The organism is Pseudomonas sp. 13159349 (genome assembly GCF_013305685.1).
Taxonomy (GTDB): domain Bacteria; phylum Pseudomonadota; class Gammaproteobacteria; order Pseudomonadales; family Pseudomonadaceae; genus Aquipseudomonas; species Aquipseudomonas asiatica.
Genome location: NZ_CP045553.1, coordinates 2,947,519 through 2,973,481, shown reverse-complemented (window position 1 = coordinate 2,973,481; position 25,963 = coordinate 2,947,519). Strand labels below are relative to the sequence as shown.

Genomic DNA, 25,963 nt, shown 5'->3' with positions numbered 1-25,963 from the left:
GCCAGGTTGCGATCAACCTACTGTACGCATCCCCAGTTCTGCCTGCATCCGCTTTCTTGCTCAGGCAATCACGCAAGCGGAACATCGGCGTCGGCATATTGCCCGGACCAGAGTGCCCTCCACCGCGTCGCCTGCTTCGCGGGCATGCCCGCTCCCACAGGGCCCCCATCAGCCGGGCCCTGCCAGCATTCAGAGAAATGCCTGGCGAATCCGCTTCTTGTCGATTTTGCCAACGCTGGTCTTTGGGATCTCGTCCACGCAACGCAACTGCCGCGGTATCGCCCATTTGTTCAGGTGCCCGCTGTCGACAAACGGCTGCAGATGCCCTGCCAATGCCGCCTGGTCGAATTGCATGCCGTCACAACGGACCACCAAGGCCAAGGGTTGCTCACCCCACTGCGGGTCCGGGATGCCGATCACCGCCACCGAAGCGACAGCCGGGTGCTGGCTGATCAGGTTTTCCAGCGCCACCGAGCTGACCCACTCGCCTCCGGTCTTGATCACATCCTTGATCCGGTCACGAATACGCACCACACCCGCAGGGTCGATGCAGGCCAGGTCGCCAGTATGCATCCAGCCCCCCAGCCACAACGCGGCACCCTGCTCCGGTTCATGCAGATAGCCCTGGGTCAGCCACGGGGCACGCACCACGATTTCACCCAGGCTCTCGCCGTCGCGGGGCACATCAATGCCTTCAGCGTCGACGATGCGCAGGTCCACCAGGGCAATCGGCACGCCGGCATCGATACGCAGCGGCAGCTGTTGCGCCATGGGCAGTGCCAGCAGCTCGGCGCTCAGGTGGGTGATGCTGAGCAGCGGGCAGCTTTCCGACATGCCGTAACCACAATGCACGCTGATGCCGCGCTCACTGGCACGCTGCGCCAGGCCCAGGGTAAGGGCGCTGCCGCCCAGCAGCATCTTCCAGCCGCTCAGGTCGGCGCGGCGCCCTTCGTCGCTGTCGAGCATCATCTGCAGCACCGTGGGCACGCAATGGGAGAACGTCACGCCCTCGTCGCGGTACAAGCGCACCAGGCGGTTGGGCTCGTAGCGCCCCGGGTAGACCTGCTTGATGCCCAGTGCCGTGGCCACATAGGGCACGCCCCAGGCGTGCACATGGAACATCGGCGTAATGGGCATGTACACGTCGCCGCTGCGCAGCAGCGGTACCTCGCCGCAGGCAGCCAGGGTGCCCTTCTCGACCAGGGTATGCAGCACCAGTTGCCGGTGGCTGAAGTACACGCCCTTGGGGTTGCCGGTGGTACCGCTGGTATAGAACAGCGTGGCCAGCGACTGCTCGTCGAAATCGGCGAAGTCGAACTGTGGCTCGGCAGCCGCCAGCAGCGCTTCGTACTCACCCAACAACGGCACATCTTGCGTTGCCGGGCCGCCTTCGCCGAGGCGAATGAAACCCTCGACCGTCGGCAAGTCATCGCGCAGTTGCGCCATCAACGGCAGGAAGTCGTCATGCACCAGTACCAGGCGGTCCTCGGCATGGTTCATGGTGTAGCGCACCTGATCGGTGGACAGCCGTACGTTCACCGTGTGCAGCACCGCACCCAGCATCGGTACGGCGAAGAAGCATTCAAGGGCCCGATGGCTGTCCCAGTCGAGCAAGGCCACGGTGTCGCCAGGCTTGACCCCCGCGGCGGTCAGCACATTGGCCAGCCGCTGAATGCGTTCAAGCAGCGTAGTGTAGGTGTAGCGCAGCTTGTCGGCGTAGACGATTTCCTGGTTGGGCTGGTAGCGCACGCCCGACAGCAGCAGGCGCTTGATCAGCAGCGGATAGGCGTAGGCCTGCTCGGCCGCAGGCATGATGCGAGTGGTGATCATGTCGGCGGCCTTCACAGTTGCCCGGCCTCGAGCAGGTACAGGCTGTCGCTACCGGCCCTGACGCTGGCGCTCAGCGAATGAATACGTGGCAGCAGGCGGGCAAAGTAGAAACGCGCGGTGCCCAGCTTGCTCAGGTGAAACGGCTCGGGAGCTGCATGACACTGGCAAACCACGGCCATGCGTGCCCACAGGTAGGCGTAGAAGGTGTAGCCAAACACCTGCAGGTACTCCACCGCCGCCGCGCCCAGCTCACGCGGGTTGCCCTGGGCCCGATCGAGCAACCAGGCGGTCAGCTCGTCGAGGTTGCGCACGGCAGCCAGCAGCGGCGCGCCGAACTCCGCGCACGCCGCGGGCAGCGTCTCGACAAAGGCAGTAATTTCGTCGGACACGCTGCGATAGGCCTGGCCGCCATCGGCAAACAGTTTACGCCCCACCAGGTCGAGGGCCTGGATGCCATTGGTGCCTTCGTAGATCTGGGTGATGCGGCAGTCGCGGATCAACTGCTCCTGGCCCCATTCGCGGATATAGCCATGACCGCCCAGCACCTGCTGGCCGTGCACGGTGGTTTCCAGCCCCATGTCGGTGAGGAAGGCCTTGGCCACTGGCGTGAGCATTGCCACCTTGGCCTCGGCCTGGGCGCGTGCGACCGGAGCCTCGCTGTATTTGGCCAGGTCCAGCTGCAGTGCCACATAGGTGGAGAAGGCCCGCCCGCCTTCGTTCAGCGCTTTCATGGTCAGCAGCATGCGCCGCACATCCGGGTGGACGACGATCGGGTCAGCGGCTTGCCCCGGCGCTTCGGCACCCGTCGGCGCACGGCCCTGCTGGCGATCACGGGCATAGGCAATGGCGCCCTGGTAGGAGCGTTCGCCCAGGGCCAGGCCCTGGATTCCTACACCAAGGCGCTCGTAGTTCATCATGGTGAACATCGCGTTGAGGCCCTTGTTCGGCTCGCCGACCAGATAGCCGACTGCGCCGTCGAAGTTCATCACACAGGTGGCTGAGGCCTTGATGCCCATCTTGTGCTCGATCGAGCCGCAACTCACCGCATTGGCCTCGCCCAGCACGCCGTCGGCGTCAACCAGCACCTTGGGCACCAGGAACAGCGAGATGCCCTTGGGCCCGGCGGGCGCATCCGGCAGCCGCGCCAGCACCAGGTGGATGATGTTCTCGGTCAGGTCCTGCTCACCGCCAGTGATGAAGATCTTGGTCCCGCTGATGCGGTAGCGGCCATCGGCAACCGGCTCGGCGCGGGTGCGAATCAGGCCCAGGTCGGTGCCAGCGTGCGGCTCGGTCAGGCACATCGAACCGGTCCAGCGCCCTTGGTACATGGGCGGCAGGTACAGCGCCTTCAACGGCTCGCTGGCATGGTTGAGCAGCGCCAGGCAGGCCCCGGCGGTGAGCATCGGGTACAGGCCGAACGACAGGTTGGCGGCATTGAGCATTTCTTCGAGCTGGGCACCGATCACTTTCGGCATGCCCATGCCCCCATATTCCGGGGCACCGGCCACACCCACCCAGCCATCCGCGGCAAATGCCCGGTAGGCATCTGCGAAGCCATCGGGGGTGTGTACCTGGCCCGCCTCCCAGCGGCAACCCTGCTCGTCGCCACTGCGGTTGAGCGGCGCTACCACCTCGGCAATCAGCCTGCCGGCCTGTTCGAGCACGGCCCGGGCTGTGTCGCCATCGACCTGCTCGGCCAGCGCGGGCGTTTGCGCCCACCAGGCCGGGATGTCGAACACTTCGTTGAACAGAAAATCCATGTCGCGCAGTGGCGGAAGGTAATCAGACATGAGGCGAACACTCGGTTTCTTGGGTTTGCGGAAGCGACGTGGCCGGGGCCTCGGCAGGCGCCGGGGCGGCCTGGCCACGCAGGAGGAAATGCGACAACGCGGGGATCAACACCAGCGCACCGAGCATGTTCCACAGGAACATGAAGGTCAGCAGCAGGCCCATGTCGGCCTGGAACTTGATCGGCGACCAGGCCCAGCCGACCACACCGGCCGCCAGGGTAATGCCGACCAGCCCGACCACCCGGCCGGTGAAGGCCACGGCTTTCTGGTAGGCCTGGGCCAGGCTCAACCCGGCGCGCTGGTAGTGCAATTGCACGCTGAGCAGGTACAGCGCGTAGTCCACGCCAATACCTACGCCCAGGGCGATCACCGGCAAGGTGGCGACCTTGACGCCAATGCCCATGGCTACCATCAGCGCTTCGCACAGCACCGAGGTGAGCATCAGCGGCAGGATCGCCACCAGCGTCGCGCGCCAGCTACGGAAGGTGAACAGACAGAACAGCGTGACCGCCAGGTACACCAGCAACAGCATGTGGTGGTTGGCCTCGCGGACCACCACGTTGGTGGCAGCCTCGATGCCGGCGCTGCCGGCGGCCAGCAGGAACTGCTGTTCGGCGCTGCTGTTGGCCTGGGCAAAACGCTCGGCCACGGCGGCAACCTGGGCCAAGGTATCGGCACGATGGTCCTTGAGGTAGGCGATTACCGGCATCAGCGAGCAGTCGTTGTTGAACAACTCGGGGGCGTTGACCGAGGCCTGCTGGGCGGCGTAGTTGAGCACGTCCTGGTTGCGCTGCAGGCTGTTCAGGCGCGGGTTGCCTTCATAGGTGCCAGCGGTGATCTGGCGCACGGCATTGGCCAGCGACACGGTGGTCTGCACACCCGGCAATTGCTGCAGCTCCCAGGCCAGGCGGTCGGCAAGCACCAGCGTCTGGTATTGCAGGCAGCCTTCCGGCGCGGTCTTGACCATGACCGCGAAGGTGTCGCTGGACAGCGCGTAGTGCTGGGTGATGTAGGCGTTGTCGAGGTTGTAGCGGGAGTCGGCGCGCAGTTCGGGGGCACCGCTGTCGAGGTCGCCGATTTTCAGTTGCAGGCTGCCCCAGATGCCAAGGGCGCCCAGGGCCAGCGCCACCAGCACTGCGACGCTGGCCCATTTGCGTTCGGTGAAGCGGTCGAGCAGGTCCCACAGCCGGCCGAAACCTCGGTGCTGGGCTGCGCGGGCGTCGATATGCAGGGCCCGCTCGGCAGCCTTGCGGCCAACACCAACATAAGACAGCGCCACCGGCATCAGCAGCAGCGAGGTGAAGATAAGCACCGCCACGCCGATGCTGGCGGTGATCGCCAGGTCCTGGATCACCGGGATGTCGATCAGCATCAGCACGGCAAAGCCCACCGCATCCGCCAGCAACGCAGTCACCCCGGCCACGAACAGGCGGCGGAAGGTATAGCGCGCTGCCACCTGGCGGTGAGTGCCACGGCCGATGTCCTGAAGGATGCCGTTCATCTTCTGCGCCGCGTGGGATACGCCGATGGCAAAGATCAGGAATGGCACCAGGATCGAATACGGATCGATGGCGTAGCCCAGCCAGGCGACGATGCCCAGCTGCCACACCACCGCAGTCAGCGAACACAGCACCACCAGCAGGGTGCTGCGCACGCAACGGGTGTAGCAGTAGATGATCAGCAGGCTGGTCAGCACCGCCAGGGCGAAGAACGCCATCACCTGGATCAGCCCGTCGATCAGGTCGCCCATCAGCTTGGCGAAGCCGATCACATGGATGCGGTACTGGCCGCTGGCCTGGTACTGGCTGCGCAGTTGTTCGAGCTTCTGCGAGAAGGCGTGGTAGTCGAGGCCTTTGCCGGTAGCCGAATCCTGGTCGAGCAGCGGCACGACCAGCATGCTCGACTTGAAGTCGCGCGCCACCAGGCTGCCGACAATGTTGGCGCGCTCGATGTTCTGCCGCAGCTGCTCGATGTCACCCGCAGCGCCCTGGTAGCCGTCGGGCATCACCGGGCCACCCTGGAAGCCCTCCTCGGTCACCTCGGTCCAGCGCACTGCCGGGCTCCACAGCGATTTCACCCAGGCCCGGTCCACGCCCTGGCTGAGGAACAGCTCGTCGTTGATGTGGCGCAGGGTCTGCAGGTAGCCCGGGTCGAAGATGTCGCCCTGGGTGTTCTCCACCACCACCCGCACCGCGTTGCCCAGACCACGCAGTGATGGGCGGTTTTCCAGGTAGTTCTGGATGTAGGGGTGGCTCTGCGGCAGCATCTTGTCGAAACTGGGGCGCAGCTCCAGGCGGGTCAGCGCCATGTAGCCCAGCACCAGGGTCGCCAATAGCATGCACAGCAGGAACGGCAGGCGATGGTTGAACACCAGGCGCTCCAGGCAATTGCCCGAGCGTGGGTCGAAATCGTCGAGGTTGCGGATTACCGGCAGGGTGTCTTGGCGGGTAGCGGCCATCAGGGTCTTCTCTTGTTATGGGTGCAGCGTGGGGTTACCGGGCTGGTTGCGCACGCCCCGCTCGCCCACCAGTACCAGGCCGTTGCCGGTATCGGTGGCGAGCGCGGTCACCGGGCCACGGGCGCTTTGCGGCACCGGGCTGAAGCTGGCGCCATCATCCCGGCTGAGCAGCAGGTCGCCAGCCTGGCTGGCCAGCCATAGCTGGCCGTCACGGTCGACACCGGCGGCGGTGAGGCTGGTGTTCACACCCGTGCTGACCGGTTGCCACTGCCGGCCGCCATCGGTGCTGCGGTAGGCATGCCCACGCAGGCCGTAGACCAGCAGTACGCCAGGCTTGCCGACAGCACCGAACAGTGTGCCGGCGTAGGGTGTCTCGACACGGCTGAAGCGCTCACCGTCCTGCTTCAGCAGCAGGCCTTGCTCGCCGGTGATGTACAGCTCGTCACCCACCGCGGCCAGGCTGGTCAGGTGCAGGCCTTGCGGGTTGTCGCTGTGGTCGAGCCAGGGCTGCCAGTGCTCGCCGCCGTCAACGGTGCGCAACAGCAAGTTGAACACGCCGACCGCATAGCCATTGCGGGCATCGCCGAACCAAACGTCGAGCAAGGCATTGTCGCTACCTGTGCCCGGCAGTTGTTCGGCCAGCGCCCGGCCATCCAGCTGCTTCTGCCAGTGCGCGCCGCCATCGCGGCTGTGCAGCACCACGCCATCGTGGCCAACCGCCCAGCCCAGCTCGGGCGTGGCGAAGCTCACGGCATTAAGGTCGGCGCTGACCGGTACCTGGGCCTGCTGCCAGTGCGCGCCGTGGTCATCGGAGTACAGGATGTGCCCGCGCGGGCCCACCGCGACCAGGCGCTGGCCGGCCAGGGTTACATCGCGCAAGGCGCTGCTGGCGACCAGGGCGCTGGGCATGGCGGGCAGGTCCAGCACATCGGTGAAGGGCGCAGCCTGGGCCGCGCCCTGCAGCGCGGCCAAAGCCAGAACTACCGCGCTGCATCGTTTGAAGACAGACATTGCCACCTCTGCTCCGTGCGTTCAGCGAATGCCGTTGCCGGCCAACGACTCAGGCGACCACTGGGTTTTCGACAGCGGGTCGATGTAGCGGATGCCGCCGTAGGCACCGACCACGCCATTGAGGTTGTAGGTGCCGCCGATCAGGTCGTAGATCATGAACGGCGTGGCGTCCGGGGTCTGCTTGTCGTAGCTCTGGGTGAGGAAGGCGAACGAGCCGCGGTACAGCTGACCACGGGCGTCGTACTGGTCCGAGGCCAGGGCGATCCAGCTGTCTTCGTCGAGGTAGAAGCGGCGCTTGTGGTAGATATGGCGCGCACCGTCCTTGAGCTTGCCTTCCACCACCCACACCCGGTGCTTCTCCCAGCGCACGAACTGCGGCGCCAGGTGATTGGGGGTGATCACCTGCTTGACGTCGGTGTTGTAGGTCAGCTGGTAGGTGTTGTACGGCACGTACATTTCCTGCTTGCCGACCAAGGTCCAGTCGTAGCGGTCCAGCGCACCGTTGAAGACGAACACGTCATCGTAGGTACCCGAACCGGAGGTGCCCGGGTTGGGCGTGTCGTAGGCCAGGTTCGGCGCCAGCTTGACCCGGCGCTGGCCCGGCAGGTACTGCCAGGCACTGCGTGGCTGCACCAGCGGGTTGGCGGCATCGCGCAGCATCATCGCTTCGCCGGCACGGCGTGCGGGCCCGGTGTACACCAGTTTCATCTGGTAGTAGGTGTCCTTGGCACCGATCAGCTTGGTCATGTCTTCGTAGATCGGGTAGCTGATATTGGCCTGGCCGGTGGTCGACAGCGATGGCTTGCCAGCAGCGTCGACGTTCCACGAGTCGTACTTGGCAGTCATGCTCACGCCCTGATAGCGCAGCAGGAAGTTCCACATGGCCTCGGCGCCGTTCTGCGGAATGGGGAACGGGATGCCCGGCAGCACGTTGTCCACCGCCGTACCGCCCTCCTTGCTGTTGGCGGCAGTGGCGTTCTTGCGGGTGTTGTCGAGTACCGCTTGCGGCAGCGCCACGCTACGGTGGGTCGGGTACACATCGACGCGGTAGCTGGGGTAGCGCTTGAGCAGTTCCAGGGTGGTGGCGGTCAGTTGGTCCTTGTACTGCTCGGCGTTCTTGCCATCGATCACCAGCAGCGGCTTGTCGCTGGCGAACGGGTCGGGGCGCATGCTGGCGCCGCTCTGGTAGCTGGCTGGCGGCGTCAGCAGGCCGCCCTGGTAGGCCGGGATGGAGCCATCGGCATTGCCGGCCTTTTCCGCGCCGATGGCGGTCAGGCTGGTGCCCAGGCGCGCGGCCTGGTCAGTGGAAACGGCGGCCTGGGCAGCATTCAGGGCGGCCAGCGACAGGCACGAGGCCAGCAGGGTACGTACGAAATTCATGATGGTTGTCTTCCTGTGTAGGCTGTAGGAAACATGACTCAGAAGGTCGTCTTGACGGTCAGGTACAGGGCGCCACGGTCCTCGGTGGTGGCACCACCGCCGGAGAAGGAGGCGTAGCCGCCGCCGTAGCAGGTGTAATCCTGTTCGCCGTCCAGGGCGTTGGGGGTGCTGCCGTCGGTCTGGCCGTCCTTGCAGGCCTTGGTCTCACCGAAACTGTCGACGTACTTGAGGTCGACGAAGTACTGGTTGTAGATCGCGGCGCTCACACCCACCGCATAGTTGCCAGTGTTCTCGGCGCCGCCGCCTTGCACCGGCGACACGCCGTCGAGGCCGACGTTGACCGACAGCGGCATGCTCAGGTCCATGCCCGGCAGCACCTGGTACCAGGTAGGGGTGAAGTTGACGGCGATGCCCCAGTTGTCGCGGGTGGCCTTGTCGATGCCGCGGTAGCTGCTCTTGCCCTTGTACAAGGCCTCGTTGTGGCTATCGAGTTTCAGCAGGTTGCTGTAGAACAGCTCGCCAAGCAGGGTTGCCGAATCGAACAGCGGCGTATCGCCAATGGTCATCAGACCGTTCAAGGTCCAGTGCAAGGTGTCGCCGGTGGCGCTCAGGCCGTCGCCATCCTTGGGTACGTCGTAGATCACCCCGCTGCTGGGCAGGCGTGTCGGAAGCAGGCCGAAGCCGCCGCCCAGGCCACCCTGGCCGGGGGCACTGACGATTGCCGGGATGCTCGCCAGCGGCATGTTGTGGCGGATGTTCAGGTCGCTGCCGACACTGATGCCACCCACATCCTTGGACAGGCTCAGGCCATAGATGTCGATGTCGTCGGAATAGGCGAACTGGTAGGTAGTGCTTTGCAGCGAGTTGTACAGGTTGCCGACTGCACCTTGGCGGCTGCCCGGCGGGTTGCCGAACGGGCCGTTGGCGACGGTCATGCCGCGCGCGTCGAGCCAGGCCTGCGGGAGGATCTCGGAGGTCTTGCGGTAGTAGAAACCGAGGGTGCCGCCCAGCCACTCCGGCGACCACTTGGCCATGATGCCCCAGTCGCCGCTCTTGCCCGGTTTGAGGTCATGGCCACGGCGGATGGTGGTCAGCGCGCCGCGCACCGGGATCAGCCCCGGGGTGCCGGTGTGGCCGAGCAGGAAGCTTTGGGCGCCCTCGCCTACCACATCCGAGCCGCCATAGTAGGTACCGGCTTCGGGCAGGCGGGCGGCGTCCCAGTCGAAGAAGTACTGGGCCCCCAGGGTCAGTTCGGAGTTGACCAGGAACGAGGTCGACAGCTGGTTGCGCGGCACGAACAGCTCCTTGGCCTCGGTGCCCGGCGAGGCGGCCAGCTTGGCCAGGTCGAGGCCCGACTGGCCGTAGCTCAACGAGTGCACCGGGTTGAGCAGGGTTTCACCCCAGAACAGGTTGTGCTGGCCCAGCTTGGCGCTGACCTGCGAGGCCTCGCCAACTTCACGGCTGAAGAACACGAAGGCATCCAGCACTTCACCGGACGGGCCGCTGTAGTAACGCTGGGCGTAGTTGCTCAGGTGCGGGCTGCCCAGCGGCACACCAGTGCCAGGCAGGCCATTGAGGCTGGGGTTGATGCCGGACTGGTCACCGTTGCCGTTGACGAACGGGTTGCTGTTGGAGCCGGTGTTGTCATAGGCCTTGTCGTACCAGCTGGCGGTGCTGACGCGGAAGCCGGTGTTGCCTTGGTAGACCACATCCAGTTCGGTCAGCAGGTCGACCCGGTTGGTGATGTTGGTGCCGGCCTTGCGGAAGTTGTAGTCACCGTCGTTGCTGTTGGGCGTGCCCAGCATGCGCTTGTCGGCGCTTTCGGTGCGTACGCCGTAGTTGTACTTGACGGTGTTGTCGAAGCGCACGGCCCAGTTTTCATTACCGGTATCGACTTCGAACGCCTGGGCGGCGGGCAGCGTGAGCAGGCCGATGGCGCAGGCAAGCAGGCAGCGCTGTGGTTTCACAGCGCGGTAAATGCGGTGTTCTGGCATTACGATGGCTCCACGTATTGTTATTGTTTTTTCGCCGCCCGTCTTTTGCGAGCGTGGCTGGGGCGTCCATGCGCTATTGCAGGTTGGGCTGGTCCAGTCGCTGGATGAAGGCCTCGGCCTGCGGCCAGGGGCCGAAGCCGGAGGCCGGGTTGAGGTGGCCGACGGCCCCCAGTGCGACCAGTTCGCTACCCCAGCCATGGGCCAGGGCGCTGGCTGCGGCAAAGCTGGCCAGGTGGTCGTTGCTGCTGGCCGCGACAATGCTGGGGAACGGCAGCAACTGCTGGGGCAATGGCGACCAGCCATGCTCGGCCAGGCTGGCCGGGCTCGGGTAGTGGGCCGGCCATTGCGCGTTCAGGTCGGGCGGCGCCGCCAGCAATGCACCCTTGATCGGCCGCCGGTAGCGCGCCGCCCAGTGGGCGACCATCAGCACGCCAGCGCTGTGCGCCACCAGAATCACTTCACCATGGATCTGGTCCAGCTCGCGCTGGATCGCCTCGACCCGGGCTGTGCAGCTCAGGCCGTCGACCTGCAGCGGCGGCACGCTGCGCACCTTGGCCAGGCGGCCTGCGAGCAGGGTCTGCCAGTGTTCGGCAACATGGTCGCGCAGGCCGGGGACGATCAGCACGGTGGCGGTGGTTTGCAGTTTTTCCACGGTGAACCTCGTGTGCGGTGTAGCTCTTGAGGTTCACAGTAAACAGCCCACCCACCGGGTGCTTCACATTGGGCGTCAGGGGCTTTTCATTTGATGACAATGGCCATGACGGGGCTTTGCTTTTCAATTCATGACACGCAGGCTATAAAACCAATCAGCCGCTCACTTTTTGTAGGAGCAGCCTTGTGCTGCGAAGAGGCCGGTACGACGAACATCACTGTTATGGCCTTTACGGCCTCTTCGCAGCACAAGGCTGCTCCTACAAAAAAAGCAGCAGTTAGCCTGGAAAACATGGATAACAACAAAAAATGCCTGCCCTAGTCCGTGCCGCCAGCTTGACCAATTACCTTGAGGTGTCCCGCCACCTGGGCCTCAATCCCCATGCGCTGTTGGCACAGGTTGGCCTCAGCGCCGCGTTGCTCGAAGACCCCAATCGGCGTATTCCGGTTGCCAGCGTCATCGCTTTGCTGGAAGCATCCGCCAGCGCCACCCGCTGCGAAAGCTTCGGCCTGCGCATGGCCGAGTTGCGGCAATTGTCGGACTTCGGCGAGATAAGCCTGTTGCTCAGCCACCAACGCACCCTGCGTGATGCACTGCAGGTGATCGTGCAGTACCGTCACCTGCTCAATGACGCCCTGGCCATTCATATCGAGGAAGCCGGCAAGACCGTGGTCATCCGTGAGGAGGTGATCAACGAACGCGCGCCCTGCAGCCGCCAGGCCACCGAGCTGGCCATCGGCGTGATGATGCGCCTGTGCGCCGCGCTGCTGGGTGCGCACTGGCACCCGATCAGCGCCAACTTCACCCACGCGCCTCCCGCCGACCTGGCCACCCACCGGCGCATTTTCGGCTGCACGCTGGTGTTCGGCAGCGAATTCAACGGTATTGTCTGCCCGGCCGCCGACCTCGACAGCGCCAGCCCGCAGGCCAACGAGGCCATGGCGCGCCTGGCGCAGCGCTATCTGGACAGCCTGCCGGCGGGCGGCACGCCGTCCCTGGAGCTGGAGTTGCGCAAGACCATCTACCTGCTGCTGCCCATGGGCCGCGCCACCATCGAACAGGTGGCACAGACCCAGGGCATGAACGTACGCACCCTGCAGCGTCGCCTGGAGGAAAGCGGGTTGACCTTCAAGGACCTGATCAACAGCGTGCGCCGTGACCTGGTGATGCGCTACCTGGAGAACCCCGGCTATTCGCTGGGGCGTATCGCCGACATGCTGGGTTATTCGATGCCCAGTTCGTTCACCCGCTGGTTCATCGCCCAGTTCGGCATGCCGCCGGCCAGTTGGCGGGCACAGCGGGCTGGCCCATTGGGGCTGCCATGCAGCCCATCGCCGGCAAGCCAGCTCCCACCTCGACCGTATTGACCTCACGCCATGCGCTATCCCTGTGGGAGCTGGCTTGCCGGCGATGAGGCCAGAACAGGTATGGTACAAACCCTCGACCCAGCGCGGGCCCTGTGGGAGCGGGCCTGCCCGCGAAGCAGGCGCCGCGGAGTGTTGTCACCCACGGTCACTTTCTAAAGGCCCCAGTGCATCAACGCCAGCACCAAAAGCACAAGAAACACGCTCTCCCCCACCATCAGCGCAATGGGTTTCACCCCGACCGAGGCCAGCGCCTTGAGTTGGGTTTTCATGCCCAGGGCACTGATCGCCACCACCAGGCAGCCGCGCGACAGGTCGTTGATACCGCCCTGCACCGCGGCGGGTACCCAGCCTGTGCTGTTGACGCACGCCAGCAGCAGGAAGCCGACCGCGAACCAAGGCAGCAAGGGCGGCCGCTGGCCACCGGCCTCGAGGCCCTGGCGCCGGGTGATCATGGCCGCGCAGACAATGACCGGCAACAGCATGGCCACTCGCATAAGCTTGACCACGGTGGCAATGTCGCCGGTCTCGGTAGACATGCTGTAGCCCGCGCCCACCACCTGCGCCACGTCGTGGATGGTCGCACCGAGGAACACCCCGGCCTGCGCTGGGGACAGGTGCAGCCACTGGGCAATCATTGGGTACAGGATCATCGCCAGGGTCGACAGCGCCGACACGCCGATCACGGTGAACAGCGTTGCATGCTCCTTGCGCGGGTGCTGGGGCAAGGCAGCTGCCAGCGCCAGCGCCGCCGAGGCACCGCAAATGGCCGTGGCACCGCCGGTGAGCATGCCGAACAGCCGTGAAAACCCCAGCGCCTTGGCCACCACCACCGAAACCAGGATGGTCACCACCACCAGGGTCACGACCAGGGCCACGGGCTTCCAGCCCAGGCTGGCAATCTGGTCCAGGGTGATGCGCATGCCAAGTAACGCCACGCCCAGGCGCAGTACCGTGCGGGCGGTAAATTCGATACCGGCTTTGCAGGGGCCATCGACCGCGAGAAAGTTCAGCGCCATCCCCAGTAACAAGGCAAACAGCATGACCGGCGCTGCGTAATGCTCACTGAGGAAACTGGCGGCCGCACCGACGATAAGGCTGACCACCACCCCAGGGGCGAGGGTGCGGATACGCTGATGGGTAGCGCCAAGTGCCAGTGTATTCATTGCCCCGCTTCCTCACAGTCAAACACGATGTAAACCTGCCCGCCCTGCTGCTCGACCGGGTAGCTGGCAACCTTCAAGGCCCTGGAATTGACCAGGTAGCCGCTGGCCAGGTCAAAGCGCAGGCCATGCGCGCAGCACTGGATGACACGGCCTTCCAGCCGGCCGCCACACAACGACGCGCCCTGGTGCGGGCAGCTGTCTTCGATGGCATAGAGCGAGTCGGCAACATTGAACAGTGCCACGCTGCGCCCTTCACAGGCCAACAGCACACGGCCGTCACGTTCCGGCACCTGATGGGGGGCCAATGCGATGCGCCGGGTCATGCCCTTTCAACCTCTTGCAGCGCTTCGGTCATGGCCGCATACAGCACCTCGGCAGGCTGCGCACCCGCAACGAGCGGCCCGTGATTGAAACGGAAACGCGGCACGGCACTGCCAGCGCGCCCGGCCCCATCGAGGAAGGGGCTGCCGTCGTCACGCAGGCAGTCGACCACCTGCGCGGCATCCAGCCCGCAACATTGGGCGATGTCGAGCAAGGTGCGACTATCCCCCAGGTCGCGGCCCTGGTGGAAATAGGCGATGAACAGCTGTGCCAGCAAGGCTTCCAGCTGCGTTGCCTGGAGCAACTGAGCAGCCCGTTGCAGCAACCGATGGGCATTGCCGGTGTTGGGCATGCGGCGAATACGCGAGAAGTCGATGTCCTCGCCCACCACGCGGGCAGCGGCGCGCACCTGGGCCTGGCGCTCGCGTACCGCCTCCTCGCTGCCCAGGCGTTGCAGATAAAAGGCATGGAACGGCACGCCACTGGCTGGCAAGCCAGGCAACAACTGCACACCTCGCCATTGCAGTTGTACCTGCACTTGCGGTTGTTCACGCTGCAAGTGCAAGAGCGCGGCCTGCAGGTGTCGCTGGCCAATCAGGCACCAGGGGCAGACGAAATCGAAGAACACTTCGACGGACAACAGCTGTTTCACGGTTTCAACTCCCGGGGTGCGGCAGCGTCGCCTGCCGGTGCATGCAGACGCTCCATGTCGCGGTGGTAATGACGTTTGGCAAGGAAAAACACTGCCGCCGCGCCGATGCTCATCAGCGGTACCAGCTGGAAGGCGGCATGCAAGCCGATCAGGTCGGAAACGCGCCCGGTGATCAGCGGCCCGGTCGCCAGGCCCAACAGGTTGTTGGCCAGGGTCAGGGTGGCAAACGCTGTGCCGTGCACCGAGGCGTGGGTGAGGTTGGCGACCATGGCACTGGACGGGCCGTTGGTGCCGGCGGCGATCATCATGCCCAGGCAGATCAGTACCAGTTGGGCGGTGCCGGCCGGTAGTGCGAAGGCGATGGACAACAGCGCGCAACTGCCCAGGCAGTAGGCGATGGCAAGGCTGATCTTGCGGTCCGGGCGCTGCCGCCCGAGGCGGTCGCAGAGCATGGCGCAGAGGATCATGCCGATACCGCTGCACAGCACGATGACTGCGGCAATTGCCCCGGCGCGGTCGGTGCCCATGGCGTAATAGCGGTTCAGGTAGCTGGGCATCCAGACGATCACGGTGCCGCCGACGAACAGCTGCAGCCCGCTGCCGACGTAGGCCGCGATGACCGAACGGCTGCTGTACAGAGTGCGCAGCGGACGAACGGCCCTGCCTTGCGACTGCTGCGCGCACCGAGGCGCAATACGTGCCTCCTTGACGATCAGCGGGTACAGCATCGCCAGCACCAGGCCGAACAGCGCCATGCCGGCGAATGCCCAGCGCCAGCCCAGGTGCTGGGCCAGTACACCGCCCAGGGCCATGCCCAGCACCGAGCCGAACATGCCACCGGCCATGAACGCCCCGGCCAGGGTCGAGCGCATGTCGCGGGGGAACACGGCGACCACCACGGCGATGCCGACACTGCCGTAGGCAGCCTCGCCTACCCCGACCAGAAACCGCGCGACGAACATTTGCGGATAGTTTTCCGCCAGGGCGCAGCCGAGGGTGGCCAGGCTCCACAGTACTGCCATCAGCACCAGGCTGCGCACCCGGCCGAAGCGGTCGGCCAGCAGCGACAGCGGGAAGGTCAGCAGGCCGACCATCAGCGCGACGATACCGCTGAGCAGGCCGAGCTGGCTGTCGCTCAATGCCCATTCGCCCTTGAGCAGCGGGAAAACCGCATTGAGCACCTGGCGCGACATGTAGTCGGAGATCAACAGCCCAAAGGTCAGGGCGAAGACCACCCAGGCATAGCGCCGGGGGACGCTGTGGGCGGTGTCGGTGCCGGAATCTTCGGCACTGGCGAGATAGGTGGCCATGTTGCCTCCTTGGGGTGATGTGGGTTTTTCTTGTTCTTATGTATTGGCACGCCCCCTGTAGGAGCGGCCTTGTGTCGCGATGGGCCGCAAAGCGGCCCCCGATTGAAGCGTCAACTCAACTATTGCCGGGGCTGCTGTGCAGCCCTGTCGCGACACAAGGCCGCTCCTACAAAGGCCGGCGCAGGCCAGTGAAGTCAGCGCTGCGGCACGCCCTTCACACCCGGCTGGCGATTCGGCGCCATGCCGTTGGCCTCGAGGGTCTGCTCGATGCTGTCGTACTGCTGCCCGATGCGGTAGATGGCGCGTGCTTCCTTGCCGCTGGCAATCTCGCGGCCCAGCTCATGGGCCACACGCACGGTCTGCTGGATCTGCTGCACCGAGGTGAAGCGCTTGCCATGCTGGTCGATGATGGTGTCTTCGTTACCGCAGCGTGGGTGCAAGCCCATGGCCAGGGCCATGGTGTTGAACGGCAGCACGTTCTTCAGCAACGATTCGGCGGTCAGGGTGCAGCCGTCCGGCGCGCGGTGGATGAAGTTGAAGAAGTTGAACGGGTTGGGGCCGTCGAAACCGCCGCCAATGCCGATCCAGGTCAGGTTCAGCGGGCCCATGTAGTCACCACGGCGGACGATGCGCTCGAGCGTCTCCAGGGCATGCATGCCGGTCAGCTGGAAATGCGGCTGGATGTTGCTGGCCTGCAGGCGGCGCAGGTGCTCGCGGACCCAGGCCGGGCCGGCCGGCACGGTCATTTCGCTGTAGGCGGCATGAATCGCCGGGCTGGCCAGCGAGGTGCCTTCCAGGTACTCGGGGTACAGCAACTCCATGATGTTCATCTGCGTGGTGTTGATGGCCACGGTCACCTGGTCGGGGCGCGGCGTCAGCTCGGCGAGCATGTGCCGGGTGTCGTCCGACAGCCACTTGGCCGCCTCGCCCTCGCTTTCCGGGGCGAAGGAAATCGATCCGCCAACCTGGATGATCATGTCCGGCACCGCTTCGCGCACCCCGGCGATCAGCTCGTTGAACTTGGACAGGCGCTTGGAGCCTTTGCCGTCCAGCTCGCGCACGTGCAGGTGCAGTACGGTGGCACCTGCCTCGTAGCAGTCGACAGCCTTCTGCACCTGCTCGTCCATGGTCAGGGGAATGTCTTCAGGGAAGTCTTCGGGCATCCACTCCGGCCCATAGGGGGCCACGGTGATCACCACCTTTTCCATGTTTTCCGGGTGCAACGAATCGTCGAAGAATTGCATGCTGTAGTCCTCGCTATTGTTATTGTGCGGTTGCCGCCAGCGACGGCGACGAACTCAGAACGTGGGGCTGCCCTTGATCCCGGCGCGCTCCATCTTGCGATGGCACGGCGGGTAGTCCATGACGGCGTAATGCTGTGTGCTGCGGTTGTCCCAGATCGCCACGCTGTTGGGCTTCCAGCGCCAGCGCACCTGGTACTCCGGCAGGTAGGCCTGGCTGATGAGGTAGCGCAGCAGGTCGCTGGCGCCGGGGTTGGCGTCCTGGCCGAAGCGCACCCGCTGCGGGGTGTGGTAGTTGCTGAAATGGGTGGTGAAGGCGTTGACGAACAGCACCTGCTCGCCGGTTTCCGGGTGGGTGCGCACAACCGGGTGCTCGGCATCGGGGAACTGCGCCTTCAGCGCCAGGCGCTTTTCCAGCGGCATGGCGGCGCCAAAGCTCGCCTCGATGCTGTGGCGGGCGCGCAGGCCTTCGATCTTGGCCTTCACATCGCCTGGCAGGTTTTCATAGGCCAGCACCATGTTCGCCCACATCGTGTCGCCGCCCACGGGCGGGCATTCGATGCAGCGCAGCACACAGCCCATCGGCGGGGCCTCGCGCCAGGTGGCGTCGGTGTGCCAGGCATTTTCATAGCGGTCGTTGGGCTGGTCCGGGCGCTTGTAGATCTGTACCAGGCCCGGATGCTCCGGGTCGCTGCCGGCCACCGGGTGGTCCTCCAGGTCGCCGAAGCGGCGGGCGAACGCCACGTGTTCGGCGCGGCTGAAGTGCTGGTCGCGCAGGAACAGCACACGGTGCCGGAGCAACTGCGCGCGAAGCTGGGCGAACAGGTCGTCGTCGTGGATCGCGTCGGCCAGGTTGACCCCACTTACCTCGGCACCGATCGCGCAGGTCAGTTGTTCGATGTGCATGCTGTTGCCCTCTTCAGATGACGAAGATCGACGAGCCGGTGGTCTTGCGCGCTTCCAGGTCACGGTGGGCCTGGACGGCATCCTGCAGTGCGTAGTGCTGATTGATCTCGATACGGATGCGCCCGCTGCCGACGTGATCGAACAGCTCACCGGCCAGGTCGGCCTTTTCCGCCGGGTCGGCGATGAAGTCGGCCAGTGCCGGGCGGGTGAGCTGCAGCGAGCCCTTGATCGCCAGCAACTGCGGGTCGAACGGCGGGATCGTGCCTGACGCCGTGCCGACGCACACCATCAGGCCGCGGCGCTTGAGCGAATCGAGCGAGCCCATGAAGGTGTTCTTGCCAACGCTGTCGAACACCACGTTCACCCCTACCCCGTCGGTCAGCTCACGCACGCGCGTGGCAACGTCCTCGACGCTGTAGTTGATGACGTGGTTGCAGCCATGGGCGCGCGCCACTTCGGCCTTGGCCTCGGTGGACACCGTGCCGATCACGTTAAGCCCCAGCAGCTGCGCCCACTGCGCGACGATCAGGCCGACCCCGCCAGCAGCGGCATGCAGCAGCACGCTGTCGCCGGGTTTGAAGTCATGCAGCCGACGCAGCAGATAGGCCGAGGTCAGGCCGCGCATGGTCATCGCGGCGGCGGTTTCGAAGGCGATGGTATCCGGCAGCTTGATCAGCGCGGCAGCAGGGATCAGGCGCTCGGTGCAATAGGCGCCCAGGGTGTTGAGGAAGCCGGTGTAGGTGACCCGGTCACCGACTGCCACCTGGGTCACGCCCTCGCCCACCGCCTCGACCACGCCGGCCGCTTCCACGCCAATGCCGTTGGGCAGCGGAATCGGGTAGGTGCCGTTGCGGAAATAGGTATCGGCGTAGTTCAGGCCCACCGCCACCTGGCGCAAGCGCACCTGCCCCGGGCCGGGCTCGCCGACCTCGGCGTCCTCGTAGCGCAGCACCTCGGGGCCACCGGTCTGATGGAAACGTACGACTTTGGACATGCTTGTCTCTCCAATCATCGATCTGGACGCATGGCGTCAGTTCTGGGTGATTGGACTGTATGCCCTTGATGTGCGGGGTGCTTCGCATCGGACGACAGCGGGTTTTCATTTGATGACAGGACGGGCGTCGACCTGCCGTTCAACAAAACGAGGTTTTATTCATGAGTATCCTTGATGGTTATCCATGGCCAGACTAATACTTAAGTCTCTGCCTGGGGAGGCACGAAAAATGCAACCAAGATTCGTTATCGTTCCCGCTGTGCCGATCGAAAAGGAGTCGTTCCGCGTGGGTAGCCGCTATTACGCCGCTACCGTTTGTGGGGGGTTCGACATTTACGACAACCAAGCGAAGGAGCGGCTCAAGCCCAGCTATCCAAGCAGGTCGGATGCGCAGGTGCAGTGCGAGCAGCTGAACAAGCGCGGTGATGTAGGCTGATCGCGAGCGCAACTGTCTTACCCAGAATCCAGACGCCTGTGCGATCCCTGTAGGAGCGGCCTTGTGTCGCGATGGGCTGCGCAGCAGCCCCCGGCTCTTGCGTTGATGCACAGATTGCCGGGGCTGCTACGCAGCCCATCGCGACACAAGGCCGCTCCTACAGGGGTCCCGTGTTCGTGGCCTCGCCCTGCTGCCAACCGGCAATCAGGCGCTGGGCATTCTCCTCGCAATCCATCCCCTGCGGCTTGTCTTCCATGCCTGCAATAACCGCCAGCAACTGCGCGCGGTTGTGCGCCAGCCGCTGCTGCATCGCTTCGATCTCCGCCACCTTGCGCTTGAGGCTGCCCAGCAATAAATCATGCCCACCCGCCGCAGCCCCGGAGGCATCGGTGAGTTTGCGCATTTCTTCCAGGCTGAACCCGGCCTGCTGGCCGCAGGTGATGATCTCCAGCGCCCGCACCACCTGCTCCGGGTAATCGCGGTAACCATTGCCCAGGCGCCGCGCAGCAATCAGTCCGCTGGCTTCGTAAAAGCGGATACGCGATGCACTAAGCCCCGTGCGTCGCGCCAGTTCACCAATTTTCATTGCGGCAGCATTCCCCTCTTGACCTTAAAGCTGACTTTAACCTTAGCCTTTTCCCGAACCTAGCCCACGTGCGCAAAAACCGATGCGTGGCAACCCTTTCCGGAGATCGCCATGACGCCGTTCCAGCCCCTGCACCTGCCCAATGGCAGTGTCATCCCCAACCGCATCGCCAAGGCGGCGATGGAGGAAAACCTGGCCAACCCGGACCAGACCCCTTCCGACCAGCTGCTGCGCCTTTACCAGGCTTGGGCCAAGGGCGGTGCCGGGCTGTTGCTGACCGGTAACGTGATGGTCGACCCTGGCGCCATGACCGGCCCAGGTGGCGTGATGCTCGATGCCAGCCAGCCACTGCAACGTTTTCGCGACTGGGCGCGCATCGGCCGCGCCCACGGCGCGCAGTTCTGGATGCAGATCAACCACCCGGGCCGGCAGATGCAGGCCAACCTCGGCCAGCCCACCGTAGCGCCTTCGGCCATTGCCCTGGACATGGGCGATTTGTCAAAGCTGTTCCCCCTGCCCAAGGCACTGGACGAAGCCGAGATCGGCGCGTTGATCCAGCGCTTCGCCCGCACTGCGGCGCTGGCTGAAGAAGCTGGTTTCAGTGGCGTACAGATCCACGCTGCCCACGGTTACCTGCTGAGCCAGTTTCTTTCGCCACTGAGCAACCAGCGCCAGGATCGCTGGGGTGGCAGCCTGGAAAATCGCGCGCGGTTGCTGCTGGAAGTGGTCAAGGCCGTGCGCGAGGTGGTTTCGCCCGGTTTCGCCGTGGCAGTGAAACTGAATTCGGCGGATTTCCAGCGCGGCGGTTTCGAACCGGCGGATGCGCGCCAGGTAGTGCTGTGGCTGAATGAATTGTCGGTGGACCTGGTGGAGCTGTCGGGCGGCAGCTATGAGGCACCGGCGATGCAGGGTGATGCCCGCGATGGGCGCACCCTGGCTCGCGAGGCCTACTTCCTGGAGTTTGCCCGGGAAATCGCCGCTATCGCGAAGATGCCGGTGATGGTCACCGGCGGTATCCGGCGGTTGCCGGTGGTCGAGCAGGTGCTGGCCAGCGGTGTGGCCATGGCTGGGATTGCCACGGCGTTGGCAGTCGAGCCTGCCCTGCCCCGGCGCTGGCAGAACGGCGAGCCGACGGCAACCGCCGAACTGGAGCCCATTCGCTGGAAGCGCAAGGCCTTTGCCGCACTGGCCTACATGGCCCTGGTGAAATTGCAGATGCGCCGCCTGGCGGCCGGCAGCCGGCCCAAGGCGCATGCGTCGCCCTTGCGCGCCTTGTTGCTGGAGCAAGGCTGCACGTTACTGCGGGTGCGGCAGTACAGGCGTATGATGAAAAGCCGAGCGGATTGATGGTGTGATCGCAGAGCCAGGCGTCGCACATTCGCGCTGGGAGCACTGCCTTCATCGGCATCCTCTACCGGAGCACTGCCATGAACAAACCCTTTCACGCGCTGATCCTTGCACTGGCAGCGCTTTCTGCCTGCTCGTCCAACTCCGCGCTGTACCACGACCAGCCGCTGGTGGCGAAAGTCACCAACGGCATGAGCAGAGACCAGGTCATGCAGGTAGGCGGCAAGCCCGCTGCGGAGACCGAACGCACCGTGGTGCCCGGCACCTGTTTCGACTACATGCTGACCAAGGCCGACAACCGGCAGCCCTACAGCGTAAGTTTCGACGGCACAGGCAAAGTGGACAATACCGCGTTCATGACCTGCGCCGAGTGGAGCAATGCTCAGCGCAGGGCCCGCCTGCCCAGCATGGGCGGCTCTAGCGGATCGGGTTACTGAGTCAGTCCAGGCATTCCCTGGCTGCCTGGCGCAATTTGTCGCCAGACAGGAAGCTGCCCTTGTAGAAAGTCGCGCGGCTGCCCTCGTGGGAATCGACTACGTCCAGCACATCATCGGATGCCACGGGGCTGGGTGCCGTCAGCCGATAGCCGTGGGCGATCGATTTCTGCGTGGCTTGAGGCGCCAGTGCTTGCCATTTGGGTAGTACGCAAGCGGCGTATTGCTGTGGCGATTTGTGAGTCAGTTTGCTGGCAGTGGGTTTGCCTGGGGTTGCGCAGCCGGCAACACCGGTGACCACCACAGCGAAGAGAAAGATACGAAACATAGACATTTGCAATTAGCCATCAAGGATACGCTGCATTCTAACGGGGGTTGTATTGGCTTACCAATCAACCAAAGTCTCGCAGCACAGGCCCACCTGATATTTCTGCCAGTAGCCTGGGTGCGTGAAGGCTGGGAAAGTGAACCCTGCCAATAGCCTTCGGAGCACGCACCATGCAAAAGAACACCAACCGCACGCACTTCTTTTATCAGAATGGAAAACTCATCACCTTGAGTGTTGGTGAACAAGGTCGCAGCATTTTTCGTAATGCAGATATGCCACTGGCCGAACTACAAACAGAGGGCACGCACTCGAGCGAATTGCTGGTGACGGACGACAAAGGCTCAGTACTTAACGTTCTGGAAAATAGTAGCGGCAAGGATCGACAAAGATGAAGGCGCTGGCTGACACCAGCGCCAGGCTTCAATCCAGTGCGCCGTTCAACACCTCGTAGATGATCCCCGTAGCGACTGCCACCAGGATCAGGTCCGCCCCCGCCTGCATCCACTCATAGCCATCATAATGAGGGAGTTGCCCCAGCAGCCTGCCATCCAGCTTCTTGGCGATACCTGGCGGTAGAGGTTTGCCACGGGCCAGGTTCTTCTGAATGCCGGGGGGCAGCGCCGGCCCTGCGCTCCAGTAGCCACGGTGCCCGTCAAGAATGCCAAGCACATCGCCATGGTTTATCGACGGGCCACCATACGAGCCCCCGTGACCTTGACCATGCTGGCCCTTGTCCTTGCCGTGGCCCTGCCCTTTACCATTACCCGGGTCGGCATAAGTGAGCGCCGGCCCCACTGCCAGCGCGATCGAGGTAGCGATAACTGCCCATCGACGCTTTGCCATAGCTGTTTCCTTACACCAGAGACGTCCCAGCACTGTAGACCAAAACCCGGTTCAGGGTGGAAGTCCCCAAACCCGGGTCAGGGCTTGGCACTCCGATAGAGCATGATGGCTGCCACATCAAGGGCCAGCACGCCAATGGCGAAGAGAAACATGAAATAAAGATTTTCTGGAAGCATGGCCGTATCCCCGAATGGGCAGGTTTTCAGGGATGCAGCAATTCCCGTTCCAAACACCTCGCTGAACGAGCCTGCCCATCTGCTATCGAGATGATTGCTCCGTAACCACGACATCAGCCGGTAATGTTCCAGCGCGGCTTTCCCATTTTGCAATCACGATCGGCGCCAGCGCATTGCCGAGCACATTCAGTGCCGTAACGGGCATGTCCATCAATCGATATACCCCTGCAATCAAGGCCACGCCTTCCAAAGGCAAACCTGCCGCCGTCAGGGTTGCAGTGAGAATCACAAACATAAACCCGGGCACTCCGGCAGCGCCTTTGGACGTCAATACCATGATGAATACCAGCATTACCTGGTCTGCCAAGGCCAGTTCAATATTGTAAGCCTGCGCGATAAACAGCGTACCCAGGCCCGCAAACAGCGACGCGCCATCCAGATTGAATGAATAACCCAACGGGATCACCAGCGACGTGATAGCTCGCGGCACACCCCGTGCTTCGGTCTTGGCCATCAATTGCGGCATGACGGTGGCGGAACTCGCGCTGCTGAAGGCCAGTATCAGTTCATCCTTGAAGGCCTTGATGATCTCGAAGATATTTTCGCCAACAGCCCTGGCAACAAGGCCCAGCACGGCAATCGCGAAGAACAGTACCGCCACATAAGTAATGGCTATCAGTTTTGCCAGCGGCATCAGTGAATCAATCCCGAAGGTCGACACGGTAACAGCTATCAGGGCAAAGATGCCGATCGGTGAGTAGGCCATGACCATATGAGTGACCTTGAACATGGTCTCCACCACCGTCTGCAGCACGGCAACCAACGGCTGTTTCCTGGGTTCATCCAGCGTAGACAGTGCCACCCCGAACAAGATGGCGAAGAACAGTACCGACAACAGCTTCGCCTCTGCCATTGCCGCCACTACATTGTCAGGAATGATGCCCAACAGTACCTTGCCGAGCCCTGCCGAACCATTTTGCACCGGTGGCACTGCTTCACTCGCCGATGAAACGGCGAAGCCCGCACCAGCGCCTGGCTGGAGCACGTTACCGACCAGCAGGCCGAAAATGATTGCGACCCCGGTCACGGCAAAGAAATAGACAAGGCTCTTTGTTCCCAACCGCCCCAGGGCGCGCTTGCCGGAGCCGGCTATGCCTACCACCATGCAGGAAAACACCAGCGGCACGATGATCATTTTCATCAGTTTTATGAACGCATCGCCCGCCGGCTGTAGCACTTGCTCGGTCCACCAACCCTTGTAATCGGGAAAATGATTCAATAGCAGGCCAACGCATATACCGACAGCCAGACCAATTGCAATTTGCGTGATTAAATTTATTTTTATTCTCACAGGACTGATCTCTGCTTTTATAAAATACTAGGAGGCAAAGATTGCACTCAAGTTCTTGAACCCCTTGATTTCGATCGGATTACCACTTGGGTCCAGGAAAAACATTGTCCTCTGCTCGCCAGGCTCACCCTCGAAACGTACAACCGGTGGAATTTCGAACTGCACACCCAGAACTTCAAGGCGTTCAGCCAAGGCTTGCCAGCGATCCAGAGGCAATATCACCCCGATATGAGGCATCAGTACAAGGTGCGGGCCGACCTTGCCAGTGCGGCTGGTTTGAAAGGGCTTGCCCACATGCAGAGATATCTGGTGACCAAAGAACTCGAAGTCTACCCACGTATCAGTGCTACGCCCCTCGACACAGCCAAGAACCTCTTTATAGAATTTTCTTGCTTCATCCAGATCTTTGACATGATAAGCAACATGAAAGGGTGTCAACATGATGGTACTCCTCGAACGGAGCCACTATCCTCACACCGCCCGGCATTCATGTACACCAACTGACACTTGGTCTGAGCATAAGCATTACTTATGGACATTCAAAATCTGGAAAGCCTCATATCTGTTGTTGAATGCGGCTCCATTGCGGGTGCGGCAAAGAAAGCAAATGTTTCAGCCGCTGCAATAAGTTTGCGCATTCGAAATCTGGAGAAACACTTGGGCTGCACTCTCTTCAATAGAGAAGCACACGCGATAAGGCCGACAGAAAAGCTGCTGGCATTGATTCCACGCATACGTTGCATCGTCGAGCATGCCAATCAGCTCAGGAACGACCTCAACGCCGACACGCTGACCGGGGAACTGCGCATTGGCGCCATATCAACCGCCCTCACCGGCCTTGTACCGCCAGCACTCGAGCATTTGTCATCCTCCGCGCCCGACCTCAAGCTCACCATCACACCCGGTGACTCGAAACTGCTTCATGACAAGCTGATCAATCAGGAGCTGGATGCGGCAATTCTGGTGGCGCCACCCTTCAAGACAGCAAAATCGTTGAGAACGCTCACATTGCGCAGCGAACCGCTGTACTTGTTGGCACCTGCCGCGGCCTCCCGGGCTGAAGCGCAGGCAATGCTGGCCACCGGGCCCTATATCCGATATGCCGTCGATTCCTGGGGAGGCCTGATAACCCAGCGCTATCTGGACGATCTGGGTCTCGCGCCAAGCGTGGCTTGCGACCTGGATGCGCTCGAAGCCATCAGCCTGCTGGTGTCGCTGGGGCAAGGCGTTTCCTTGGTACCGCAATGGCCGTCATTGCTGGAGCAATCGCCAAACGCCCGGATTCTGAGCGAAGAACCAAGGTACTGCCGCGACATAGTGCTGGCCTACAGTGCCGGCCATCACCGCACGTCGGCAATCAAGCTGCTGGCATCCGTACTGATGCCCTGACGCT

General features: G+C 63.4%; 26 protein-coding genes. 7 read left to right on the top strand and 19 right to left on the bottom strand.

What is annotated here, in order from left to right; translation table 11 throughout:
* Positions 1 to 189: 189 nt before the first annotated feature.
* The 7 genes from GEV38_RS13945 to GEV38_RS13915 all read right to left on the bottom strand — a co-directional run bounded on the left by GEV38_RS13945 (position 190) and on the right by GEV38_RS13915 (position 11,115).
* Complete coding sequence (locus GEV38_RS13945) at positions 190 to 1,830, bottom strand: fatty acid--CoA ligase (protein ID WP_173895860.1); 1,641 nt, start codon at positions 1,828 to 1,830, stop codon at positions 190 to 192.
* 11 nt (positions 1,831 to 1,841) lie between these two features.
* Positions 1,842 to 3,620 (bottom strand): acyl-CoA dehydrogenase C-terminal domain-containing protein, encoded by a 1,779-nt coding sequence (locus GEV38_RS13940; RefSeq protein WP_054571965.1) that lies wholly within the window; start codon positions 3,618 to 3,620, stop codon positions 1,842 to 1,844.
* Entirely contained in the window at positions 3,613 to 6,078 is a 2,466-nt protein-coding gene (locus GEV38_RS13935; protein WP_054571966.1) for an RND family transporter, read from the bottom strand. Before GEV38_RS13935 ends, GEV38_RS13940 begins: the two co-directional genes overlap by 8 nt.
* A gap of 15 nt (positions 6,079 to 6,093) precedes the next feature.
* Positions 6,094 to 7,089: a YCF48-related protein gene (locus GEV38_RS13930; RefSeq protein ID WP_054571967.1), complete on the bottom strand. Its 996-nt coding sequence runs from the start codon at positions 7,087 to 7,089 to the stop codon at positions 6,094 to 6,096.
* 21 nt (positions 7,090 to 7,110) lie between these two features.
* Entirely contained in the window at positions 7,111 to 8,469 is a 1,359-nt protein-coding gene (locus GEV38_RS13925) for a DUF1329 domain-containing protein (RefSeq protein WP_054571968.1), read from the bottom strand.
* A 38-nt stretch (positions 8,470 to 8,507) separates the two neighbouring features.
* Positions 8,508 to 10,463, bottom strand: a complete 1,956-nt coding sequence (locus tag GEV38_RS13920; protein WP_054571969.1) for a DUF1302 domain-containing protein — start codon at positions 10,461 to 10,463, stop codon at positions 8,508 to 8,510.
* A gap of 73 nt (positions 10,464 to 10,536) precedes the next feature.
* Entirely contained in the window at positions 10,537 to 11,115 is a 579-nt protein-coding gene (locus GEV38_RS13915; RefSeq protein ID WP_015270235.1) for an alpha/beta hydrolase, read from the bottom strand.
* Positions 11,116 to 11,208: 93 nt separating this feature from the next.
* Here GEV38_RS13915 and GEV38_RS13910 point away from each other — a divergent pair, with 93 nt between their 5' ends.
* Together GEV38_RS13910 and GEV38_RS13905 are read left to right on the top strand one after the other, a co-directional pair.
* The gene (locus GEV38_RS13910) at positions 11,209 to 11,436 is read left to right on the top strand and encodes a hypothetical protein (RefSeq protein ID WP_152976787.1); all 228 of its coding nucleotides are present in this window, start codon (positions 11,209 to 11,211) and stop codon (positions 11,434 to 11,436) included.
* Positions 11,424 to 12,482: an AraC family transcriptional regulator gene (locus GEV38_RS13905; RefSeq protein ID WP_015270234.1), complete on the top strand. Its 1,059-nt coding sequence runs from the start codon at positions 11,424 to 11,426 to the stop codon at positions 12,480 to 12,482. The genes GEV38_RS13910 and GEV38_RS13905 overlap by 13 nt, the downstream gene beginning before the upstream one ends.
* 152 nt (positions 12,483 to 12,634) lie before the next feature.
* Here GEV38_RS13905 and GEV38_RS13900 read toward each other — a convergent pair whose 3' ends face one another.
* From GEV38_RS13900 to GEV38_RS13870, 7 genes are all read right to left on the bottom strand, one after another.
* On the bottom strand, positions 12,635 to 13,645 hold the full coding sequence (locus tag GEV38_RS13900; RefSeq protein WP_023660908.1) for a YeiH family protein: 1,011 nt from the start codon (positions 13,643 to 13,645) through the stop codon (positions 12,635 to 12,637).
* Positions 13,642 to 13,968 (bottom strand): Rieske 2Fe-2S domain-containing protein, encoded by a 327-nt coding sequence (locus tag GEV38_RS13895; RefSeq protein ID WP_054571970.1) that lies wholly within the window; start codon positions 13,966 to 13,968, stop codon positions 13,642 to 13,644. The genes GEV38_RS13900 and GEV38_RS13895 overlap by 4 nt, the downstream gene beginning before the upstream one ends.
* Positions 13,965 to 14,618: a DsbA family oxidoreductase gene (locus GEV38_RS13890; RefSeq protein ID WP_054571971.1), complete on the bottom strand. Its 654-nt coding sequence runs from the start codon at positions 14,616 to 14,618 to the stop codon at positions 13,965 to 13,967. The genes GEV38_RS13895 and GEV38_RS13890 overlap by 4 nt, the downstream gene beginning before the upstream one ends.
* Positions 14,615 to 15,928 (bottom strand): MFS transporter, encoded by a 1,314-nt coding sequence (locus GEV38_RS13885; protein ID WP_054571972.1) that lies wholly within the window; start codon positions 15,926 to 15,928, stop codon positions 14,615 to 14,617. The genes GEV38_RS13890 and GEV38_RS13885 overlap by 4 nt, the downstream gene beginning before the upstream one ends.
* Before the next feature lie 194 nt (positions 15,929 to 16,122).
* The gene (locus GEV38_RS13880) at positions 16,123 to 17,172 is read right to left on the bottom strand and encodes a 3-keto-5-aminohexanoate cleavage protein (RefSeq protein WP_015270229.1); all 1,050 of its coding nucleotides are present in this window, start codon (positions 17,170 to 17,172) and stop codon (positions 16,123 to 16,125) included.
* A gap of 54 nt (positions 17,173 to 17,226) precedes the next feature.
* Positions 17,227 to 18,075 carry a TauD/TfdA family dioxygenase gene (locus tag GEV38_RS13875; RefSeq protein ID WP_013972530.1) on the bottom strand — a complete coding sequence of 283 codons (849 nt, stop codon included), beginning with the start codon at positions 18,073 to 18,075 and terminating at the stop codon, positions 17,227 to 17,229.
* Positions 18,076 to 18,088: 13 nt separating this feature from the next.
* Entirely contained in the window at positions 18,089 to 19,069 is a 981-nt protein-coding gene (locus GEV38_RS13870; protein ID WP_015270228.1) for a quinone oxidoreductase, read from the bottom strand.
* Between the two features lie 229 nt (positions 19,070 to 19,298).
* Here GEV38_RS13870 and GEV38_RS13865 point away from each other — a divergent pair, with 229 nt between their 5' ends.
* Positions 19,299 to 19,505 carry a hypothetical protein gene (locus GEV38_RS13865; protein ID WP_015270227.1) on the top strand — a complete coding sequence of 69 codons (207 nt, stop codon included), beginning with the start codon at positions 19,299 to 19,301 and terminating at the stop codon, positions 19,503 to 19,505.
* 157 nt (positions 19,506 to 19,662) lie between these two features.
* Here GEV38_RS13865 and GEV38_RS13860 read toward each other — a convergent pair whose 3' ends face one another.
* Positions 19,663 to 20,091 (bottom strand): MerR family transcriptional regulator, encoded by a 429-nt coding sequence (locus GEV38_RS13860; RefSeq protein WP_054571973.1) that lies wholly within the window; start codon positions 20,089 to 20,091, stop codon positions 19,663 to 19,665.
* 111 nt (positions 20,092 to 20,202) lie between these two features.
* On the opposite strand from GEV38_RS13860, the gene GEV38_RS13855 reads away from it, so the two are divergent.
* Positions 20,203 to 21,438 (top strand): NADH:flavin oxidoreductase/NADH oxidase family protein, encoded by a 1,236-nt coding sequence (locus GEV38_RS13855; RefSeq protein ID WP_054571974.1) that lies wholly within the window; start codon positions 20,203 to 20,205, stop codon positions 21,436 to 21,438.
* Positions 21,439 to 21,518: 80 nt separating this feature from the next.
* On the top strand, positions 21,519 to 21,875 hold the full coding sequence (gene osmE / locus GEV38_RS13850) for an osmotically-inducible lipoprotein OsmE (protein ID WP_015270224.1): 357 nt from the start codon (positions 21,519 to 21,521) through the stop codon (positions 21,873 to 21,875).
* Position 21,876: 1 nt separating this feature from the next.
* On the opposite strand, the gene GEV38_RS13845 is transcribed toward osmE, so the two are convergent.
* On the bottom strand, positions 21,877 to 22,206 hold the full coding sequence (locus GEV38_RS13845) for a hypothetical protein (protein ID WP_015270223.1): 330 nt from the start codon (positions 22,204 to 22,206) through the stop codon (positions 21,877 to 21,879).
* Positions 22,207 to 22,370: 164 nt separating this feature from the next.
* On the opposite strand from GEV38_RS13845, the gene GEV38_RS13840 reads away from it, so the two are divergent.
* A complete protein-coding gene (locus GEV38_RS13840) occupies positions 22,371 to 22,592 on the top strand; it encodes a hypothetical protein (RefSeq protein WP_081013905.1) in 222 nt (73 codons plus the stop codon).
* Positions 22,593 to 22,620: 28 nt separating this feature from the next.
* On the opposite strand, the gene GEV38_RS13835 is transcribed toward GEV38_RS13840, so the two are convergent.
* From GEV38_RS13835 to GEV38_RS13825, 3 genes are all read right to left on the bottom strand, one after another.
* Entirely contained in the window at positions 22,621 to 23,043 is a 423-nt protein-coding gene (locus tag GEV38_RS13835; protein WP_054571975.1) for an anti-virulence regulator CigR family protein, read from the bottom strand.
* Between the two features lie 258 nt (positions 23,044 to 23,301).
* Positions 23,302 to 24,570 (bottom strand): cation:dicarboxylate symporter family transporter, encoded by a 1,269-nt coding sequence (locus GEV38_RS13830; RefSeq protein ID WP_054571976.1) that lies wholly within the window; start codon positions 24,568 to 24,570, stop codon positions 23,302 to 23,304.
* A gap of 27 nt (positions 24,571 to 24,597) precedes the next feature.
* Positions 24,598 to 25,011 (bottom strand): VOC family protein, encoded by a 414-nt coding sequence (locus GEV38_RS13825; protein ID WP_054571977.1) that lies wholly within the window; start codon positions 25,009 to 25,011, stop codon positions 24,598 to 24,600.
* Between the two features lie 90 nt (positions 25,012 to 25,101).
* Here GEV38_RS13825 and GEV38_RS13820 point away from each other — a divergent pair, with 90 nt between their 5' ends.
* Positions 25,102 to 25,959: a LysR family transcriptional regulator gene (locus tag GEV38_RS13820; RefSeq protein WP_054571978.1), complete on the top strand. Its 858-nt coding sequence runs from the start codon at positions 25,102 to 25,104 to the stop codon at positions 25,957 to 25,959.
* The last annotated feature ends 4 nt before the right edge of the window (positions 25,960 to 25,963 follow it).

Bases quoted from the DNA above. Each gene is read 5' to 3' on its own strand.
- GEV38_RS13925 (WP_054571968.1), bottom strand. From the start codon at position 8,469: ATGAATTTCGTACGTACCCTGCTGGCCTCGTGCCTGTCGCTGGCCGCC.
- GEV38_RS13880 (WP_015270229.1), bottom strand. From the start codon at position 17,172: ATGCAATTCTTCGACGATTCGTTGCACCCGGAAAACATGGAAAAGGTG.
- GEV38_RS13930 (WP_054571967.1), bottom strand. From the start codon at position 7,089: ATGTCTGTCTTCAAACGATGCAGCGCGGTAGTTCTGGCTTTGGCCGCG.
- GEV38_RS13920 (WP_054571969.1), bottom strand. From the start codon at position 10,463: ATGCCAGAACACCGCATTTACCGCGCTGTGAAACCACAGCGCTGCCTG.
- GEV38_RS13885 (WP_054571972.1), bottom strand. From the start codon at position 15,928: ATGGCCACCTATCTCGCCAGTGCCGAAGATTCCGGCACCGACACCGCC.
- GEV38_RS13875 (WP_013972530.1), bottom strand. From the start codon at position 18,075: ATGCACATCGAACAACTGACCTGCGCGATCGGTGCCGAGGTAAGTGGG.
- GEV38_RS13840 (WP_081013905.1), top strand. From the start codon at position 22,371: ATGCAAAAGAACACCAACCGCACGCACTTCTTTTATCAGAATGGAAAA.
- osmE (WP_015270224.1), top strand. From the start codon at position 21,519: ATGAACAAACCCTTTCACGCGCTGATCCTTGCACTGGCAGCGCTTTCT.
- GEV38_RS13860 (WP_054571973.1), bottom strand. From the start codon at position 20,091: ATGAAAATTGGTGAACTGGCGCGACGCACGGGGCTTAGTGCATCGCGT.
- GEV38_RS13845 (WP_015270223.1), bottom strand. From the start codon at position 22,206: ATGTCTATGTTTCGTATCTTTCTCTTCGCTGTGGTGGTCACCGGTGTT.
- GEV38_RS13820 (WP_054571978.1), top strand. From the start codon at position 25,102: ATGGACATTCAAAATCTGGAAAGCCTCATATCTGTTGTTGAATGCGGC.
- GEV38_RS13940 (WP_054571965.1), bottom strand. From the start codon at position 3,620: ATGTCTGATTACCTTCCGCCACTGCGCGACATGGATTTTCTGTTCAAC.
- GEV38_RS13855 (WP_054571974.1), top strand. From the start codon at position 20,203: ATGACGCCGTTCCAGCCCCTGCACCTGCCCAATGGCAGTGTCATCCCC.
- GEV38_RS13895 (WP_054571970.1), bottom strand. From the start codon at position 13,968: ATGACCCGGCGCATCGCATTGGCCCCCCATCAGGTGCCGGAACGTGAC.
- GEV38_RS13905 (WP_015270234.1), top strand. From the start codon at position 11,424: ATGCCTGCCCTAGTCCGTGCCGCCAGCTTGACCAATTACCTTGAGGTG.
- GEV38_RS13935 (WP_054571966.1), bottom strand. From the start codon at position 6,078: ATGGCCGCTACCCGCCAAGACACCCTGCCGGTAATCCGCAACCTCGAC.
- GEV38_RS13870 (WP_015270228.1), bottom strand. From the start codon at position 19,069: ATGTCCAAAGTCGTACGTTTCCATCAGACCGGTGGCCCCGAGGTGCTG.
- GEV38_RS13835 (WP_054571975.1), bottom strand. From the start codon at position 23,043: ATGGCAAAGCGTCGATGGGCAGTTATCGCTACCTCGATCGCGCTGGCA.
- GEV38_RS13945 (WP_173895860.1), bottom strand. From the start codon at position 1,830: ATGATCACCACTCGCATCATGCCTGCGGCCGAGCAGGCCTACGCCTAT.
- GEV38_RS13825 (WP_054571977.1), bottom strand. From the start codon at position 25,011: ATGTTGACACCCTTTCATGTTGCTTATCATGTCAAAGATCTGGATGAA.
- GEV38_RS13900 (WP_023660908.1), bottom strand. From the start codon at position 13,645: ATGAATACACTGGCACTTGGCGCTACCCATCAGCGTATCCGCACCCTC.
- GEV38_RS13910 (WP_152976787.1), top strand. From the start codon at position 11,209: ATGACAATGGCCATGACGGGGCTTTGCTTTTCAATTCATGACACGCAG.
- GEV38_RS13865 (WP_015270227.1), top strand. From the start codon at position 19,299: ATGCAACCAAGATTCGTTATCGTTCCCGCTGTGCCGATCGAAAAGGAG.